This is a genomic window from Haloarcula sp. H-GB5, assembly GCF_054850705.1.
The window spans coordinates 1-15,877 of the sequence record NZ_JBTWBG010000004.1 but is presented as its reverse complement, the minus strand read 5'-3'; the positions used below and the strand labels follow the sequence as shown (position 1 = coordinate 15,877).

The window sequence follows — 15,877 nt, the reverse complement described above, 5'->3', positions numbered from 1 at the left end:
GATGTCGGACCCAGACCTCGAACTGGACTCTCGGCGGGCGATCTACCAGCGGATAGCCGACACGCCGGGCGTTCACTTTCGCGCGCTTCTCAACGATCTTGAGTACGCGCAGGGAACGCTCCAGTATCACCTCCGTTGGCTCGCCGACGAAGCCCTGATCGATGTCTCGGACGATGGAAAGTACACGCGGTACTACCCCGCCACCGAGTTCGACGAAGTCGATCGAGCAGTGATGAACGCGCTGCGGCGGGAGTACAGCCGTCGCATCCTCGCACATCTTCTCACGGACGGCCCGCTCTCGACGACCGATCTCAGCGACCGCCTCGACAAGGCGCAATCGACCGTCTCGTGGCATCTATCGAAGCTCGCCGAGGCCGACCTCGTTACGAAAGAGCGCGACGGCCGGAGCGTCGTCTACGAGGTCAGCGATCCTGATCGAGTAACGTATCTCTACACGGTTCATCAACGCTCGTTCACCGACAAAGTCGTCGACCGGATGCTCGGCCTCTGGGATGGCTACTAATTCGGAGTCGCCTTCGATTGTCCTCTGTGAAGCATTAGCAGACGCAACAGGAGTACGTACACGAGAAACACCACTGAGGGGCCCAGCAAAGGACGGGCCAGTCCGGTCAGATCAGTCCCGATTGCGGCCGCATGGATCGTCCCGAAGGCGAACCCGACATAGGCGAACGAGTGGACGACACGCGGTCCCCACGGTTGCTGGAAGCGTTTCGCGTCAGTAAAGCCGAGCACTGCGACGACGAGCATGAGCAGTGCACCTGCACCGACAACGACCCCACCGAGGAAGTACGGCATCGAGTATGCTGGTGCCGGAACCTGGCCGGTGATAACGAACCACGCGTCGAGGACGCCGAGCCCCGCGTGTAGCAACGTGACGATCATCGCGAACACGGAGAGTTCGATGTGGATGCGTTGGGCGGCCTCGTGGAGCACGCCGAACGACTCCGTATTGTAGAGGACGCCCGTGAGGACGGCTAAGTACAGCAACGGATACGTGACGAGTGCGGCACCCCGGTCAAGGAGCCAGACGAGTTGTGACATTACGATGCTCCCGTCGTCTCGACGACATCGGGACAGCCGTCCGAATCCTGGAACCCGTTATCGGTCTCTGGGCGTGTCGGACACTTATCCGCGGAGTCGTTGATGCTGTCCCCGTCATAATCGTTCGGTGCCTGTCGCTGGGAAACAGTCTGATCCACGAGGTCATTCTGTGCTTTTTCAGTCGCCTGGACGGCACGTACATCGCCGATTTGCCAGAGGGCCGGAACAGCCACGACCAGCACAACGATTGCGACGACGGTGATTCGCTGCTTATGCGTCCATGACATGTGCATCGAACCTCTCTGTCGTGTGAAAGACACCCTCATGAATGATCAACGCCTCCAGTCCGTCCCACTCGGCTGCTACTTCACGTGCCTCGTCGAGGGGAAGTGCGGCGAGCGTCGTTGCCAAGGCATCGGCCTCCATACAGTCGCGGCGCGCGAGGACGGTAACGGACTCGTGACGCGAGCCGAGCGACTCGGTGGTCGCGTCGTAGATGTGATCAGTACCGTCTCGTGAACGCCGGTATCCCCCAGACGTTGCGACGGACCAATCCGTGTCCAGAATCTTCAACGGTGTGTCGTCGCTGTACGGGCTCTCGATGGCTACCGGGCCGGTCGGCGGGGACATATCTCCGCCACCACTGACGAACCCTCGTCGACCGAGACCTGCGAGCGTCTCGCTGGCCCGGTCAACAATGTACCCCTTTGCGAGACCGTTGAGGTCAAGTCCGACATCGGTACTGACCTGAGATCCGCGGACATGGACAGTTCCAGTATCGAAGTCTGTGGGTTGTGTGTCACTGTCGCCACGTAGGAACGTTTTGAGCGCCTGTTCGACGCGGCCCTGATGGATATCGAACACTCCCTCAGTCCGATCCTTGTATTCGAGTCCACGGCGAACGATACAGGCGACGTGTTCGTTAGCGACCGCACCATCGCGGTTGAGCTGGCTGACAGCACTCGCCTCGTCGAAGGCATTCAGCTGAGCTTCGAGTGCCTCGGCCGTGTCTCGTGCCGCGGTCACTGCGGCGTCGGCCCGGACACCCGTCGCCTGGACTCGAAATGTCGTATCACAACAGTCGAACTCGTGGCAACTGTCTCCGAACCGTTCGGTGAGCGATGCGAGCGATCCCATCATCTCGGTCACTCGTCCTCTTCGTTGTCTTCGTCTTCGTCCCCCGCTTCGTATTCTTCCTCGTGGTCTTCGTCGTCCTCGTGTTCGTCATATTCCTCGTGTTCTTCGTCCTCGTAGCCGGATTGCGTCTGGACTGTTGGCGTAAAGTCCTGATTGGGCGTTGGGGCATCGGAAGCAACCTGTTGTGAGGCATCCGATGGGGACGTTCCAGGTGAGTCAGATTGCCCGAGGCCGACGCCGGGAAACGCAAGGCCACCGGCCACGAGAGCCGTGAGGAAGGCACCTGCCAGCGTGAAAGTAACGAGTTTGTTATTTGCGACTGGAATCCGCATGATTAGCTGTACCTCGTTCTAGAATCGCTACCCTCGACGTGTCGGTCGTTGCGTTCTGCCATTGCAGATAGACGGTGGAGACCGGCTTAGTAAGCCGTTCGCGTCCAACTCTCGAATCTTCGTACAGCTATCGAATCCATTCAACATAGAGTGGTCTCAGCCGAGATTCACAGACCATAGATGGCGATTCGATTTTCTGAGTGGCAACACTATCGAGAATCTCGGGAGTTCACCGAAGAGAGGTACGATGAACCAGAGGTTACGTTTCCTCAGACATCATTCCTAAGGCCGATGCTTGAAATGTTACGTAGTCAACGTCAAACCACCAATTTCTATGTAGTCTGATAGCTTGTTGATATCGGTGGAATCGGAAGCGAGGAGTCAAATCAATATATCCGGATATGAATCAAGTACACGAATGCGGGTCATAATAGCTGGCGCTGGTCAGGTGGGAACGAGGGTCGCAGCAGCACTCGATGCGAATCACGACATCGTAATGATCGACGTGAACACCGACCGGATTGACAGACTCAGATACGACCTCGATGTGCTCACGGTACCCGGTGACAGTTCGGCCATTGAAACCCTCCGAGAGGCCGGCATCGAGGATGCCGATATTCTAATCGCTAGTACCGACAGCGACGAGATCAATATCATCACCTGTGGCACGGCGAAAGCACTCACCGACGTTACGACGGTCGCCCGGGTCAAGGATCTGAAGTATATCGACACCTGGGATCAGGCTGAGAACGTCTTCGATGTCGATTTCATGGTTGGGAGTAATCTGCTGACAGTGGCCGCAGCAGCCGGAGGGATTGGCCTACCAGCTGCACAGAACTTCGATGTTTTCGCAGGCGGGACGGTTCAGATGGCAGAGTTCGAAATCAAGCCGGACAGTCCAATTCTCGGCCAAACGATCAGTGAAGCCGATGCATACGACGCGCTCACGTTCGCTGTCATCTTCCGGAACGGAGCGACGATTTTTCCGACTGGAAAGACACGTATCCAACCGGGAGATGATGTGGTCGTCACGGGCCGACCCGATTCGGTCCATTCGTTCGGCACCGAACTAGCCCCACGAGAGACAGGTCCCCAGAACGTGCTGATCATCGGCGGGAGCGACACCGGCTACCATACCGCCCGGCTGCTTGAAGAGCGTGGTCTCAGTCCTCATCTCATCGAGACAGACGCCGACCGTGCCAGGGAACTCTCCGAACGGTTATCCGCCACCACGGTTCGAAACAAGGACCCGACCGACCGGGACTTCCTCGAAAATGAACGGATGGCTGATGTCGATGTCGTGGTGGCAGCGCTCGCACACGACAGCGAAGAGAATCTGCTGGCTGCCCTGCGGGCCAAGCGAGAGGGCGCGGACCAGTCGGTCGCTATTGTAGACCACGGCGAGTACGTCGATCTGTTCGAAGATGCAGGGGTAGATATCGCTGTGAACCCGCGCCGGGCGACAGCTCGGGAGATCATCGAGTTCGTCCGTGACCAAGACACTCAGAACGTCGCTCTGCTGGAAGACAATCAGGCTGAGGTGATCGAGATCCGTATTGACACAGATAGCGTACTCGCAGGACGACCGATTAGCAAGGCGATCGATGACCTTCCGGAGGATGTCGTCATCGGAGCGCTCACGCGCAACGGGAGCTACCGTATGCCCCGTGGCGATACCGTCATCGAACCCGGCGATCATGCTGTGATACTCGCTGATAGCGACGTCGTCGAGGACACGATCGAACGGCTGTAATGATGCACAGGAATCACTATTCCACTGCCCGAGCTAGCAACGCGACGGGGCGCTACCCGATTTCTAGGGGTGGTGTTACTGAATGCAGGTGAGCGTCAACTGGCGACAGAGCGTCGCGCTCGTCGGGACAGTTCTGAAGTACCTCGCCGTGACGATGGCGCTCCCGTTGTCCGTCGCGATTATCTACGGGAGTGATCGCCTAGTCTTCCTCGTGTCGATCGCCATGACAGCCGCCCTCGGACTTGCACTCGAACGTCTTGAAGATAATTCTGACCTCGGGCTTGAGGAAGCGCTGTTGTTTGTCACTCTGGCTTGGGTCGGTGTCTCTGTGGGCGGGACGATACCATACCTGCTCGCCGGCATGGGCACTCAATCGACGGTCGGGCTCGCACTCGGCTCGCCGAGTGCCCTGTTCAACTCGTTCGTCAACGCGTTGTTCGAATCCACTTCAGGATTCACTACGACGGGGGCAACCGTTTTGGGCAAAATCTCGTTCGAACGGCATTCTCATGCCCTGTTGATGTACCGCCAGCTGACGCAATGGCTCGGTGGGATGGGGATAATCGTGCTCATGGTGGCTATTCTCCCCGAGCTAGCGGTCAACGGTGCGCAACTCATCAGCGCCGAAGCACCCGGACCAGAACTACAGAAGCTGACGCCAAAGATTGCCGAAACGGCACGCATCCTGTGGCTTGTCTACACCGGATTCACTGTCCTGTTGATATGTCTCCTGTACGGCCTCCACCTGCTGGGGCTGGCGCACAACATGAACCTGTACAACGCGATCGCTCACGGCTTCACGACGCTTCCAACCGGCGGGTTCTCCCCCCAGGCTGAGAGTATCGCTGCCTTCTCGCCAGCAGTCCAGTGGCTCGTGATTCCCTTCATCATCGTTGCGGGGACGAACTTTGCGCTCTTTTATTTCGTTCTCCACGGGCAGTATCTCGACGTGTTTCGGAATCGAGAGTTTCAAGGATATATTGGGGCCATCGGTGGGGTCACGCTTCTCCTCTGGGGACTCTTGTTCACTGGAGCGGCTCCGCCGTTAGAACTGGGAGGTGTCACCCGAGGCATCGCTGAGAACTCGCTCCGGCAGGCGTTGTTTCAGACAGTCACACTGCTCAACTCAACGGGATACGCGACGAGCGACTTCGCACAGTGGAGCGAATGGGCGCAAGTGCTGTTATTGGGAGTGATGTTCATTGGTGGGTCGGCAGGATCGACTGGTGGCGGCATCAAGACCATCCGATGGCTCGTCCTTCTCAAGGCTGCTCGGCGGCAACTGTCCACAACAGTCTACCCAGACGTCGTCGAACCAGTCAAACTCGGCGGGCGCATTGTCGACGAGGATGTCGTCAGAGGCGTCTTCTCGTTCACGTTTCTCTATCTATTTATTTTTGGAGTGTCAACCGTGGTAATTGCACTCGATGCCAGTCGCGTTGGCCTCAGCCTCACGACGATCGAAGCACTCAGCGCAAGCATCGCGACCATCGGGAACATCGGACCAGGGTTCGGTCTGCTCGGTCCATTCGGGAGTTATCTCTCTTTCCCAGCGACCTCGAAACTCCTGATGATAGTTCTGATGTGGCTTGGCCGACTCGAAGTGATCCCTATGCTGGTGCTCTTCACCCGGTCGTTCTGGGAGTGGTAGTGCCAATACACCGGACCGAATCTACCTCGCGGCCTTGGACTTGGGCTGCCTATAGAATCAGGGCAATTAGCAATCCCGTATTAAAATAGATGGGAATACGCATTCAACATAGCCTTTTTATGTGCGCTTCCTCATCCATAACTCATGACCGATGATACTGCTGAAGAGCAGATAGAAGACGCTATTCGTGACTATTACTCCGCGCTGTTTGTGTATGCACAGGCCAATGGTGACAGGGGTGTCCGTATCTCGTCACTCGAGGCTGTTACCGACCAGGATTACGAGTACGAAGTGGTCGAACAGGACAGCGATGCTATTGAACAGTCGTACACTGGCACGGTGGTACAGGAAGGTGCCGAATGGGTCGTCGAACCAGACCACGAGGAGACTCCCACGCGCGAAGATTAGCGTCCCTCAAAACTGAACCCATCGTCGTCGCCACGCTGGACTGTAAGAACCGCGTTTTCTGAGGCTTCGGTTACGGATTTGGTTACCGAGCCAGTAATAAATTCTATGAGACGGCTCTGAGTCGGTTTGCCTATTACAGTTACGTCGTAGTGGGCAGACTCGTCGATGATTGCCTCCGCTGCGTCAGGCGCTTCAAGATGGTGCGTATCCAGTTCGACCGACTCGGGGAGCCGTGCCCGTGCCGTGTCGAACAGTTCCGTGGCCTGTGCGGCCTCGGTCTCATCTTTGTTCTGTGTTACATGAAAGAGCTCGACAACACCGTTCGCGCCTGCTGCCAGCGCTCCGCCGACGACGACTGCGAGACCAGAATGTTCTCCACCAGCAAGTGGGACGAGCACCGAAGAGACGCTTGCCCCACTCCGGGGATGCGTGACTGATACTACGTCACAGCCTGCTTTTTTTCGCATCTGGTCGGCCGCGTCACCGCGAAGCCCTTCGCCCAGCAACTCGGGCGTGTGTTCGTCGAACACGACGAGCTGGACATGCCGTTGCTGTGCGACGGTAATCGCAGTCGAGAGTGGACTGTCTGTCTCTTCGACGATTAAATGGGCGTCGACAGTGTGGTCCTCGTCTAGATGTGCCTGCAGTAATTTTCGACCGATACGTGAGGTCTCTGCTGTTTCCAGACCAGCGTCTGTAAGTAAATCTAGCACGAGGAGTTCCGCTCCGGCCCCCTTTGCGATATTCAATGCGGCCTGAAACGTGAAGTTATCATGAGAACTAAAAACTGGGTACAGTATTTTCGGTGGAGAATCGGGCGGGTTGGACCGCTCCAGAAATTCTCGGAGACTCGTTTCAGTGTGGGCCATGCCACTACTGACTGTCTATCCGTAATAAATCCACTCTATCGTTCCGGATTCCGTAGCTAGAAGAATATAAATTCCCTAAACAACGGTTTGATGCCTTCGGAGACAACCAGCTGCAAGACTAGTCTCGTAGACTATTGCCGGAACACAGCTACCAACAGACATCAGGCTCAATACGCTGGCAACGGGTCGGGGTACGTTTTGTACGCGCGCCCTGTTTCCCCGGTGACACAGGCCGGTCTACGTTCGCTATCTGAAACCACAGCTGAACAGACGGATCAGACCTGTTTACCGCGCACGGTCCGGAAGAATCCACGTTGTCAGTTGGTCAGACCATCATCCGACGCCTGGAATCGCTGACAGTCCACTGCAGGCAGCAGGGGAAAAAGGGATTGGCACGCATCCTGTATATCTAGTATGAGTCGTCGTCTCGACGAAATCGACAAACGCATTATATATGCGATGCAGGAAGATGCACGGAATATCTCGGCTCCGATGGTCGCCGAGGAGATGGATGTCTCTCCGGGGACCATTCGCAATCGAATCAACCAACTCGAAGAAGCGGGCATCATCAAAGGGTATCACGCTGATATCGACTACGAACGCTGTGAAAGTCGCATGACTAATTTATTCGTTTGTAACACTTCGGCGAGTGAACGGGAAAATCTCGCCAGAAAGGCACTCACGGTTCCCGGAGTCGTGAACGTTCGTGAACTCAGGACGGGCCGTGGGAACCTCCAAATCAAGGCTGTGGGCGAAGAAATGAGCGACCTCACACGAATAGCCCACCAGCTCAGTAAACTCGGTCTAGAAATCGAGGACGAAGATCTGATTCAGGAGGAGTATTTTACGCCGTACGAGCCATTTGGGCCGGATGGCGCACCCAAGCAGGGTGCAATGACAGATATGGTGTCTCTCTCCGGCGGAGCCGAGGTAGTTGATGTGACCGTCAGCAAGGACGCCCCTATCGTCAATACGACACTACGAGACGCTAACGAGCAATCGCTGCTCGGCAGTGAAGTGCTTGTTATCGCCATTGAGCGTGGAGATGAAATGATTACGCCCAAGGGTGACACGGAGATTCGTGCTGGTGATCTCATCTCTGTGTTCGCCCGGGACGGCGTGCCAGAGTCGACACTGGAGTCATTTGGCAACACGAATCAACCGATGACACCATCGTGAAGACCCGAGCGATTCTTCGATACTACTAGACTAGTCCCATACTCAACATCTCTTCGGATTGCTGGCCTAACCCCCGATAGTATGTGGATTAAGCAAGATAGCGAGGTTTTTATTTCAGGACCGTAATTCTCACCCAAGTGAACCCTCGATTACGTCCGCGGTGTGTCGGCAGACAGCGAGACGAGCGATTCGCCCGGGACACTGATTATGAGGGACTCAGCCCAAAGCGGCACCAGTAGGAGATATAACACATGTACATAATCACTGTCGGAGCTGGCGATATCGGAACGCCGCTCATTGAAATCGCAACCGGAACTGGAAACGAAGTCGTCGTCATCGAAAAAGACCCGGCGAGAGCGGACGAAGTTGCTACTGAGTTCGACTGCATGGTCATCAACGCGGATGCGACGACCAAGGAGACATTGGAGGATGCCGGAGCTGACCGGGCTGATGCGCTCATCTCGACGACGGATCAGGACGCGACCAATGTCATGATCTCATTGCTCGCACAGGAACTCGAAATCCCTAGCATCGTCTCAGTCGTCCACAACCCTGAGCACATGAACCTCTTCAGGCAGATCGGCGTCAACACAATGGAGAATCCACAGCGCCTCATCGCGGAATCACTGTTCCGGTCTGTGGATCGACCATCGATTGTCGATTACATGCGTGTCGGGGATGTTGCCGAAGTGTTCGAGATTACGGTCGCCGAGGACGCACCGATCGCTGGGCTGAATCTCATCGAAGCGGACAACGAAGGACTGCTTGATGAGGACACACTTGTCGTAGCGATTGAACGGCCCGAATCGGATTCCCCTATTACCCCCCGTGGACAGACCCGCATTGAAACCGGTGACTTGCTCACGGTGTATTCGGGGACTGGAGCAACACCAGAGGTGACAGATATCTTCGGACATTACGAGGACCACGAAACAAACAATTCGAGCAGATTCAGTTTATGAGTGGTGTGGGAATCGCTCAATCGGCAGTCGTAGACTCGGGAAGTGTGGTCACAATTCCTCACAGCTGTTTGTAGCACAACTCTCGGAACTGTCCGGGTACGGAGGGCCCCACCGTACCGCGACGTAAGCGCAAAAAAGACGGCTTCAGCTACTGATCACCAGTGATAGAGATTCTTGTTATGGCGAGCGGTGTTCTAAACATCAAAAGAATGTTGCTTGCAGTGTTCGATCAGTGGTCAAACATTGACATCCCGAAGTCACGCAAGCAGTTCCAGTCAGATCCTTTTGTCACCGACAACTGTCTGTAGTGGCTACACTATCGCTGCAAGAGCAGTCACGTAAGTCAATCTGATCGCTCCGGCACCGAATCCGAAACCAATGAACGAGGCTAGAATGGAGACCTCATTGTGGATTCGGCCTTCACCCCCGTTGAGGAAGCGAGTCCGATGAGTGAACCGGTGTCAAAACAAATAACCAGACCAGTGAGGAATCCCAGCCAGGCAAAATAGACGTCCTCTGTGGGGGAGAAGAATTCATAGACAGGAGGCCAGAGCCCCAATTCTATGAGGGCATATCCTCCGAGTAGGTAGACGAATAATAGCCCACCTATCGGGAGGAAGAGCGGCATCGAAATTCGAGCCCCAACAACACAGAACTGCTCAATTACACCGGCAACTTGACCGCTCAGCGACTGATTCGGCGGGCTAAACTCATCCTCCTCAGAATCGGAAACCATGCCTCAGTCACTCGCCTAAGTTAGTTGCTTTTGCGCCTTTGCCGATCCACTTGCCGAGTAGCCGCTTCACGGCTGACTGGACCGGCCGATGCTTCCGGAGCATTATGACTTCGCCGTCGAACTTTTCGCCGATAGTCTCAGGGATTTCGCCAAACAGTACCCGCCGGAGAATCCCCTCAGTGGCCGCTCCAACGAGAATTGAGTCATATTGGTCGTCGCGTGCGTGACCAAGGATTGTTTGTGTAATGTCATCGCCTTCTTCGACAGCGATTTCCACATCAATATCGGACTCAGCCAGTTCCTCCTGTCTGCTTTCGAGGAACGAGCGAGCGGCCTCGACATCACCGTCGGTTGCGGCGTGAAACAGGGTTACTTCGGCACCTGAAACCGTATACGCGGCGGCAAACATTTCTGCGAGGTCCGAATTTGCACCGCCCGCAGTCGGTACGAGAACGCGCTTGGAGTCCGTCGTCCCGTCGGTCTTTAGGACAGCAACATCACACTCGGCGTTCTCGACGACGGTGTCGATATTCGAGCCCAGCGCATAATCGGACACACGTTTCCGCTGCCCTCGCCAGCCGAGCAACACAAGGTCACTGTCGCGCTGATAGGCGACGTTGTTGATGCTCTTCGCGATGTCATGGCCGATTGTCACAGTCTGGTGTACCGGGATATCATCGGGAGCGTACTGCATCGCCTCGTCGAGTAACTCCCGCTGTTCATCAGTGTACCGACGGCCTTCCGACAGTGGCGTTTGCTCGGGAACTGTGGCGACACTCGTCAGGAGAACCTCACCGTCTTGGTGGCGAGCGACGGCACTCCCTGCACGAATAAGCTGTTCGGCATGGTCGGGATTGGCGATCGGAACCAGTACTTGATAGCCGCGCTCTTCGGCTGCGCGTTCTTCTGTGATGAGGCGGGTTTCCTCTTTCGCTTCGGTTTCGCGGACCCGGCCCCGCGAGTAGAGGAAGAAGATCCCGACGCCGACTAGGATCCACGCAACTGCTCCGTACCACGCGAGCGGACTGTAATTGAACAGGTAGACTGCGAGCGCGAGTTTGGTGAGGATCCCGATGATGGGGACGTAGGGGAAATACGGCATCACGTACCCGTAATCGATCTGATCCCCCCACTCTCGCCGAATCACGATGGCAGCGTAGTTCACTTGGAGGAACAGCAAGAGGAACATTACGTCGGTCGCGGCTGCGACAGCCTCAATCGGGAGCGCTACCGCCATGAAGACGATGAGGGTCCCTGAGAGTGCTGTCGCGATGTGCGGCGTTCGCTTCTCGTCGTGAACTGCGCTGAAAGCGTCGGGGAGGACGTGATCGCGTCCCATTGCGAAGGAGACGCGCGTCGACGAATAGGTTGTCGCATTGAGGGCCGAGAGCGTCGAGAAGATCCCAGCCACGAGGATGACGACTGTCCCGTACGGCATTATCTGGCCCGCAGCGCGAGCGAGACCAAGCTCTCCGAGATGGCCGAGAATTTCCCATACAGCGGCGTTTTCGATATTATCCGGAACCGGAGGCAGGTTTGTCGCACCGTGAGCACCTGATGCAGCGCCTTCCTGCGCTAGTTGGAAGAGGTCAGGCGTAACTGTGACCGCCCCGATGAGTACGATTGCCACGAGCATATAAATCGTGACGACGACGGACATTGAGTAGAAGACCGCCTTCGGCACAGATTTTTTGGGATTAACGACTTCTTCACCGGATTGAACGATAATCTCGTACCCCTCGAAAGCGATGAAGGTCAGCCCCATCGCGATGAACACACCGCCAAAGTCACGCGGAAGGAACGGCTGGAATCGACCACTAGCTTCGGCGGGATTGCCGACGATGTAGCCTAGACCAAACGCGATGAGGATGATGATGACCGTGACCTTGACCATGGTCACGATGTTGCCAGCGAGTCCAGTTTCCTTGGCACCACGGAAATTGATGTACGCGAAAAGCGCTCCCGCGAACACGGCAAATATCTTTTCTGGTCCGATGGTGAGCAGGAATAGATCGACTGGTTCGAACAGGGCGATGCCGAAGTATTCCGTCAGTAATAGGTGGACGAAAGCCCCGAAACCGAGCGTGTAGAGCGAGCCCGCGACGGCGTGGGCGAACCAAGACATCCAGCCGGCGAGGAATGCTTGCGACCGTCCGAGCGCCTCGCGAACCCAGAGATATCCGCCGCCAGCTTCCGGAATTGCTGACCCCAGTTCCGCATAGACCATCCCCGTGAAGATGGTGATGAACCCGTTGAATGCGAAGGCCATTACGAGTCCAGGGCCTGCCTGACCTGCAGCGAGCCCAGTCAGGACGAAGATTCCGGCACCAATCATGGCACCGATGCCGATCATTGTGATGTCGAATACTGAGAGATCCCGGGCAAGATCCTCATTATGACTATGACCCGGCAACCCTTCGTCGTCACTCATCAGAATCACCGTCCCTAGCGTCGCTGAATGGACCTTTCTGATACTCGCCCGCGGCTATACTATCCACGACGTACTTGCCATGTATAACGGCAACTTGGAGACCTACCCACGCAAACAGCGTAAGTATAGCGCCGATAGTCAGCGTGGACACCATATTCCTGTGTCTCCCATACACTAATATAAAAGTAATGTGCTTATTCGTAATTAGTATATATAAATACTATATGGATAGCGAAATGGCAAACGGCCTATGCTCGATATCAGGACTTCGCCCAGATAGCGGTACTCGCAGGTAACCATTTCCCATTGCGCAATCTAACGGCCCACCTCTTTGGAGTGAATCAGCCAATTTAAGTTCTCGTTCAGCATACCGGAATTGTATGGCTAATCGTCTTGGGACAATTGCTCGCGACCTTGGGCGGATGCTCGAGGCGCTAGCGGGTCTCATTCTCGTCTCCGTTCTTATTCCACTCGTCTGGCAAGAGTGGTGGGTTGTTCCTGGTATGATTCTTTCAGGACTGCTCCCATTGCTAGTCGGATTTGGGCTTTCGCGAGCCTTTCAGAACGCAGACGATCCAGGTCGGTTGCACGGGATGATGATCGCTGCCTCTGGATGGTTCTTCGTAGCAGTCTTCGGCTCCCTCCCATTCCTGCTTATTGCCTGGACGGCACGACTTGATCCCTCAGTTCTCGAAATTCCGGCCCGGTTCACGACCGGAGGAACTAGGACGTTCAGTACACTCGCTGCGTTCCAGAATCCCCTCAACGGGTTCTTCGAGAGCATGAGCGGGTTTACCGGCACGGGACTGACGATGACCGATAACGAGGCAGCGCTTCCACACACGCTCCAGTGGTGGCGTTCATTCATCGAATGGGTTGGTGGCGTAGGAGTCATCGTGCTCACGACCGCTATTCTCGCACGCCCGGGAAGTGGGTCACTTACGCTCTATGAAAGTGAAGCGCGTTCGGAGAAGATCCATCCGAGTATCGTGTCCACCGTCAGGACAATCTGGTGGATCTTCCTCCTGTTCACGTTCTTCTCGATCCTCCTCCTGTGGCTGGCTGGCATGCCGATGTGGGATGCAATCAACCATGCAATGACGGGGCTCGCAACCGGAGGGTTTTCGATTACGGATAATTCGATAGGCACGTACAACAGCGTCGCCATCGACTTCGCACTCATCCCCATCATGATTCTTGGGAGTATTGCGTTCCCGATTCATTATTTAATTCTACGCGGGGACCTCCGGAACCTCTACAGAGACCTCCAGACGCGGTGGGTCTTCATTTTCTTCGGCCTTGGGACGTTGATTTTGACTGCCTTACTGTTTGATCAGGGATTCTACCAGACAGAGACGATGACCGTTGCTGGAATCGTCCTTCATGGCCGGGCAGCAACGCTCTTTCAGACGTTCCGATTTGCCATATTCCAGTTCATCTCGGCGGCGTCCTGCACCGGGTTTCAGACCGCAGGTTCGCTCGGACCGGGATGGTCGGCGCCCGCACAGCTGACGGTCGCGTTCGGAATGATTGTCGGGGCAGCTGCTGGATCAACTGTCGGGGGTATCAAGCTCATCCGGCTGCTCACCCTCGGAAAGGGGATTCTGTTTCGTATCCGTGGCGTGTTCTACCCTTCAACTGCTGTTCGCACATTCCGACTGGACGACCGAACATTATCAGATGACGAAGCAGCTCAGGAGTTTGAAGAGGCTGCTATCATCACGTTCCTCTGGATCCTTTTCCTTGGCGTCGCTGCATTTGTCTTTATGATCGCTCTTCCGATGGGTCCAGAAGGCTACACTCTAGAAAACGTTCTGTTCGAGGTTGCCTCCGCCCAAGGTAACGTTGGGCTCTCGTCGGGCATCACCGGTCCCGGGATGCCGGCGGTCACAAAGGCCATGTTCTTATTCAACATGTGGATCGGGCGACTTGAGATAATCCCGGTCTTGGTACTCCTGCGGAGTTTGTTCGTCTCGATGGAGGTATATGACTAATGCGACTCGAACAGATTCCGGTCATTGGCCCGCTCCTCGCGGCTGGCGCAGATGACTCCGTATTCGATGCGCTTCTTATTCTCGGTCCGATCGTGATCAGTATCATCACTTTCCTTGGCCGCACGTTACCTTCAGTCCTCCTTGCAGTCGCCTATACGGGCGGGTTTCTCAGCTATATCGCATATAAGGGAGTTGCTGAAACTACAGAGAGTAGTACTTAGGGCCTACTACTTATCAGCGGGTTCGTCCAGCTTAATGATATCTTAATTCTTCCAGTGAGTGAACGATTTCATATCCGTGCAAGTGCGTGTATCCATTGGGAAATCCACGCATATGATTGTTAGTTCAATAAGATTGGGCGTTTGGGGGGGCAATCTAAGTCAGTTCCTGTTCACTGGAGCGGCCGAAACCACACATCAGGGTGCCGCTAAACCCGCTATAGTCTCAACGTCCAATATATATGGAAGTTGAGACTGGCTGTCTCAATGCATACGGATCTGACACTGATTTCTTGATAAAGAACTTCCCGATTAGTCGAGTCCGAGACTCAATTTGAGTGCGTCGTCGATCTCACCCATTGTCGAATCGTCGAGACTGCCAGCCACCGAATGGATTCGCTTCTCGACAGAGACAACTCGAATTTGATCAAGCCGCACGGAGGAGTCTTTCTCGAACGGTGAGTCCGACGCTTCCACAAGTACCTCAAAGGGATAGCCTCTGTACGTTCCCGTCGCGGGTGCGACGATTGTGGTATTAGAGTTCCTGTTCCCGACATCGTTCTGGACTATCACTGCAGGCCGCGTTTTCCGCATTTCGTGCCCCTCAGCAGGATCGAGTCGAACGATAACGACATCACCGCGTCGAATCTCGGTTTCGTCGCTCATTCATCAAGTCCCGACCACGCCTCGTCCGAAGTCCCGCCCCACTCCTCGGCAATATCACTGGCACTTTCCGACGCTTCACGATACGCGGCGGCTAGTTCCTCCTCGTCGGGAGACTCGGACTCAACCTCGACGACAGCCACTGTGACGCGCTTGTTCGCGTACTCGGTGCCGAGATACACCCTTCCCCGGTCGTCGGTTTCGTTCGTCTGGAGTTTGTCGGCGTCAACTTTCATCTCGTAACCCACTATTGCCCACGCTTATATCAGTCTTACCCACCATTACCCATTTATCACAGGCAACCAGATAATGCTGTTGAAACAGCAGTCAGGAATTGGCTATTCAAGCTCTCTATCGGTCGAGCAGCGAACTTGTGAGCACAGCACTATGTCGGTACGCGGTCTCGCTGTGGTACACGCATTACGTCCCGCTAAACGCGAGGTCGATACCTGTCCTCCGGGCGGTGAAAACGGCCGAGCTGA

The 15,877-nt window shown here is 55.6% G+C and carries 18 protein-coding genes; 8 read left to right on the top strand and 10 right to left on the bottom strand.

Going from position 1 to position 15,877, the window contains the following annotated elements:
• Position 1 precedes the first annotated feature (1 nt).
• Positions 2–523 (top strand): winged helix-turn-helix transcriptional regulator, encoded by a 522-nt coding sequence (locus ACYJ11_RS17385; RefSeq protein WP_461648749.1) that lies wholly within the window; start codon positions 2–4, stop codon positions 521–523.
• Here the strand turns inward: ACYJ11_RS17385 and ACYJ11_RS17380 are convergent.
• The 4 genes from ACYJ11_RS17380 to ACYJ11_RS17365 are packed head-to-tail and all read right to left on the bottom strand — an operon-like array spanning position 520 to position 2,531.
• A complete protein-coding gene (locus tag ACYJ11_RS17380; protein WP_461648748.1) occupies positions 520–1,062 on the bottom strand; it encodes a hypothetical protein in 543 nt (180 codons plus the stop codon). The two genes, ACYJ11_RS17385 and ACYJ11_RS17380, sit on opposite strands and share 4 nt — an antisense overlap.
• Complete coding sequence (locus ACYJ11_RS17375) at positions 1,062–1,349, bottom strand: hypothetical protein (protein ID WP_461648747.1); 288 nt, start codon at positions 1,347–1,349, stop codon at positions 1,062–1,064. Before ACYJ11_RS17375 ends, ACYJ11_RS17380 begins: the two co-directional genes overlap by 1 nt.
• A complete protein-coding gene (locus tag ACYJ11_RS17370; RefSeq protein WP_461648746.1) occupies positions 1,333–2,202 on the bottom strand; it encodes an FAD:protein FMN transferase in 870 nt (289 codons plus the stop codon). Before ACYJ11_RS17370 ends, ACYJ11_RS17375 begins: the two co-directional genes overlap by 17 nt.
• Positions 2,203–2,207: 5 nt before the next feature.
• The gene (locus tag ACYJ11_RS17365) at positions 2,208–2,531 is read right to left on the bottom strand and encodes a hypothetical protein (RefSeq protein WP_188979515.1); all 324 of its coding nucleotides are present in this window, start codon (positions 2,529–2,531) and stop codon (positions 2,208–2,210) included.
• 418 nt (positions 2,532–2,949) lie between these two features.
• Between ACYJ11_RS17365 and trkA the strand changes: the two genes are divergently transcribed.
• From trkA to ACYJ11_RS17350, 3 genes are all read left to right on the top strand, one after another.
• Positions 2,950–4,284, top strand: coding sequence for a Trk system potassium transporter TrkA (gene trkA / locus ACYJ11_RS17360; protein WP_461648745.1), 1,335 nt, complete (start codon positions 2,950–2,952; stop codon positions 4,282–4,284).
• An 82-nt stretch (positions 4,285–4,366) separates the two neighbouring features.
• On the top strand, positions 4,367–5,935 hold the full coding sequence (locus ACYJ11_RS17355; RefSeq protein WP_461648744.1) for a TrkH family potassium uptake protein: 1,569 nt from the start codon (positions 4,367–4,369) through the stop codon (positions 5,933–5,935).
• A gap of 144 nt (positions 5,936–6,079) precedes the next feature.
• Positions 6,080–6,343: a hypothetical protein gene (locus tag ACYJ11_RS17350; RefSeq protein WP_461648743.1), complete on the top strand. Its 264-nt coding sequence runs from the start codon at positions 6,080–6,082 to the stop codon at positions 6,341–6,343.
• On the opposite strand, the gene ACYJ11_RS17345 is transcribed toward ACYJ11_RS17350, so the two are convergent.
• Positions 6,340–7,212 carry a universal stress protein gene (locus ACYJ11_RS17345; protein WP_461648742.1) on the bottom strand — a complete coding sequence of 291 codons (873 nt, stop codon included), beginning with the start codon at positions 7,210–7,212 and terminating at the stop codon, positions 6,340–6,342. The two genes, ACYJ11_RS17350 and ACYJ11_RS17345, sit on opposite strands and share 4 nt — an antisense overlap.
• 414 nt (positions 7,213–7,626) lie before the next feature.
• Between ACYJ11_RS17345 and ACYJ11_RS17340 the strand changes: the two genes are divergently transcribed.
• Complete coding sequence (locus ACYJ11_RS17340) at positions 7,627–8,391, top strand: Lrp/AsnC family transcriptional regulator (protein WP_461648741.1); 765 nt, start codon at positions 7,627–7,629, stop codon at positions 8,389–8,391.
• A gap of 251 nt (positions 8,392–8,642) precedes the next feature.
• Complete coding sequence (locus ACYJ11_RS17335; protein ID WP_461648740.1) at positions 8,643–9,353, top strand: potassium channel family protein; 711 nt, start codon at positions 8,643–8,645, stop codon at positions 9,351–9,353.
• Positions 9,354–9,741: 388 nt separating this feature from the next.
• Here ACYJ11_RS17335 and ACYJ11_RS17330 read toward each other — a convergent pair whose 3' ends face one another.
• Genes ACYJ11_RS17330 through ACYJ11_RS17320 form a run of 3 tightly spaced genes read right to left on the bottom strand, consistent with a single transcriptional unit; the run spans position 9,742 to position 12,674 of the window.
• Positions 9,742–10,089 carry a hypothetical protein gene (locus ACYJ11_RS17330; protein WP_461648739.1) on the bottom strand — a complete coding sequence of 116 codons (348 nt, stop codon included), beginning with the start codon at positions 10,087–10,089 and terminating at the stop codon, positions 9,742–9,744.
• A 7-nt stretch (positions 10,090–10,096) separates the two neighbouring features.
• Positions 10,097–12,520, bottom strand: a complete 2,424-nt coding sequence (locus ACYJ11_RS17325; RefSeq protein WP_461648738.1) for an amino acid permease — start codon at positions 12,518–12,520, stop codon at positions 10,097–10,099.
• Positions 12,513–12,674, bottom strand: a complete 162-nt coding sequence (locus ACYJ11_RS17320; protein ID WP_461648737.1) for a hypothetical protein — start codon at positions 12,672–12,674, stop codon at positions 12,513–12,515. The genes ACYJ11_RS17325 and ACYJ11_RS17320 overlap by 8 nt, the downstream gene beginning before the upstream one ends.
• Positions 12,675–12,900: 226 nt before the next feature.
• Here ACYJ11_RS17320 and ACYJ11_RS17315 point away from each other — a divergent pair, with 226 nt between their 5' ends.
• Positions 12,901–14,514, top strand: a complete 1,614-nt coding sequence (locus tag ACYJ11_RS17315; RefSeq protein ID WP_461648736.1) for a TrkH family potassium uptake protein — start codon at positions 12,901–12,903, stop codon at positions 14,512–14,514.
• Positions 14,514–14,735, top strand: coding sequence for a hypothetical protein (locus ACYJ11_RS17310; protein ID WP_461648735.1), 222 nt, complete (start codon positions 14,514–14,516; stop codon positions 14,733–14,735). The genes ACYJ11_RS17315 and ACYJ11_RS17310 overlap by 1 nt, the downstream gene beginning before the upstream one ends.
• A 309-nt stretch (positions 14,736–15,044) precedes the next feature.
• On the opposite strand, the gene ACYJ11_RS17305 is transcribed toward ACYJ11_RS17310, so the two are convergent.
• Together ACYJ11_RS17305 and ACYJ11_RS17300 are read right to left on the bottom strand one after the other, a co-directional pair.
• Positions 15,045–15,398: a type II toxin-antitoxin system PemK/MazF family toxin gene (locus ACYJ11_RS17305; protein WP_461648734.1), complete on the bottom strand. Its 354-nt coding sequence runs from the start codon at positions 15,396–15,398 to the stop codon at positions 15,045–15,047.
• Positions 15,395–15,631: a hypothetical protein gene (locus tag ACYJ11_RS17300; RefSeq protein ID WP_461648733.1), complete on the bottom strand. Its 237-nt coding sequence runs from the start codon at positions 15,629–15,631 to the stop codon at positions 15,395–15,397. Before ACYJ11_RS17300 ends, ACYJ11_RS17305 begins: the two co-directional genes overlap by 4 nt.
• Between the last annotated feature and the right edge of the window lie 246 nt (positions 15,632–15,877).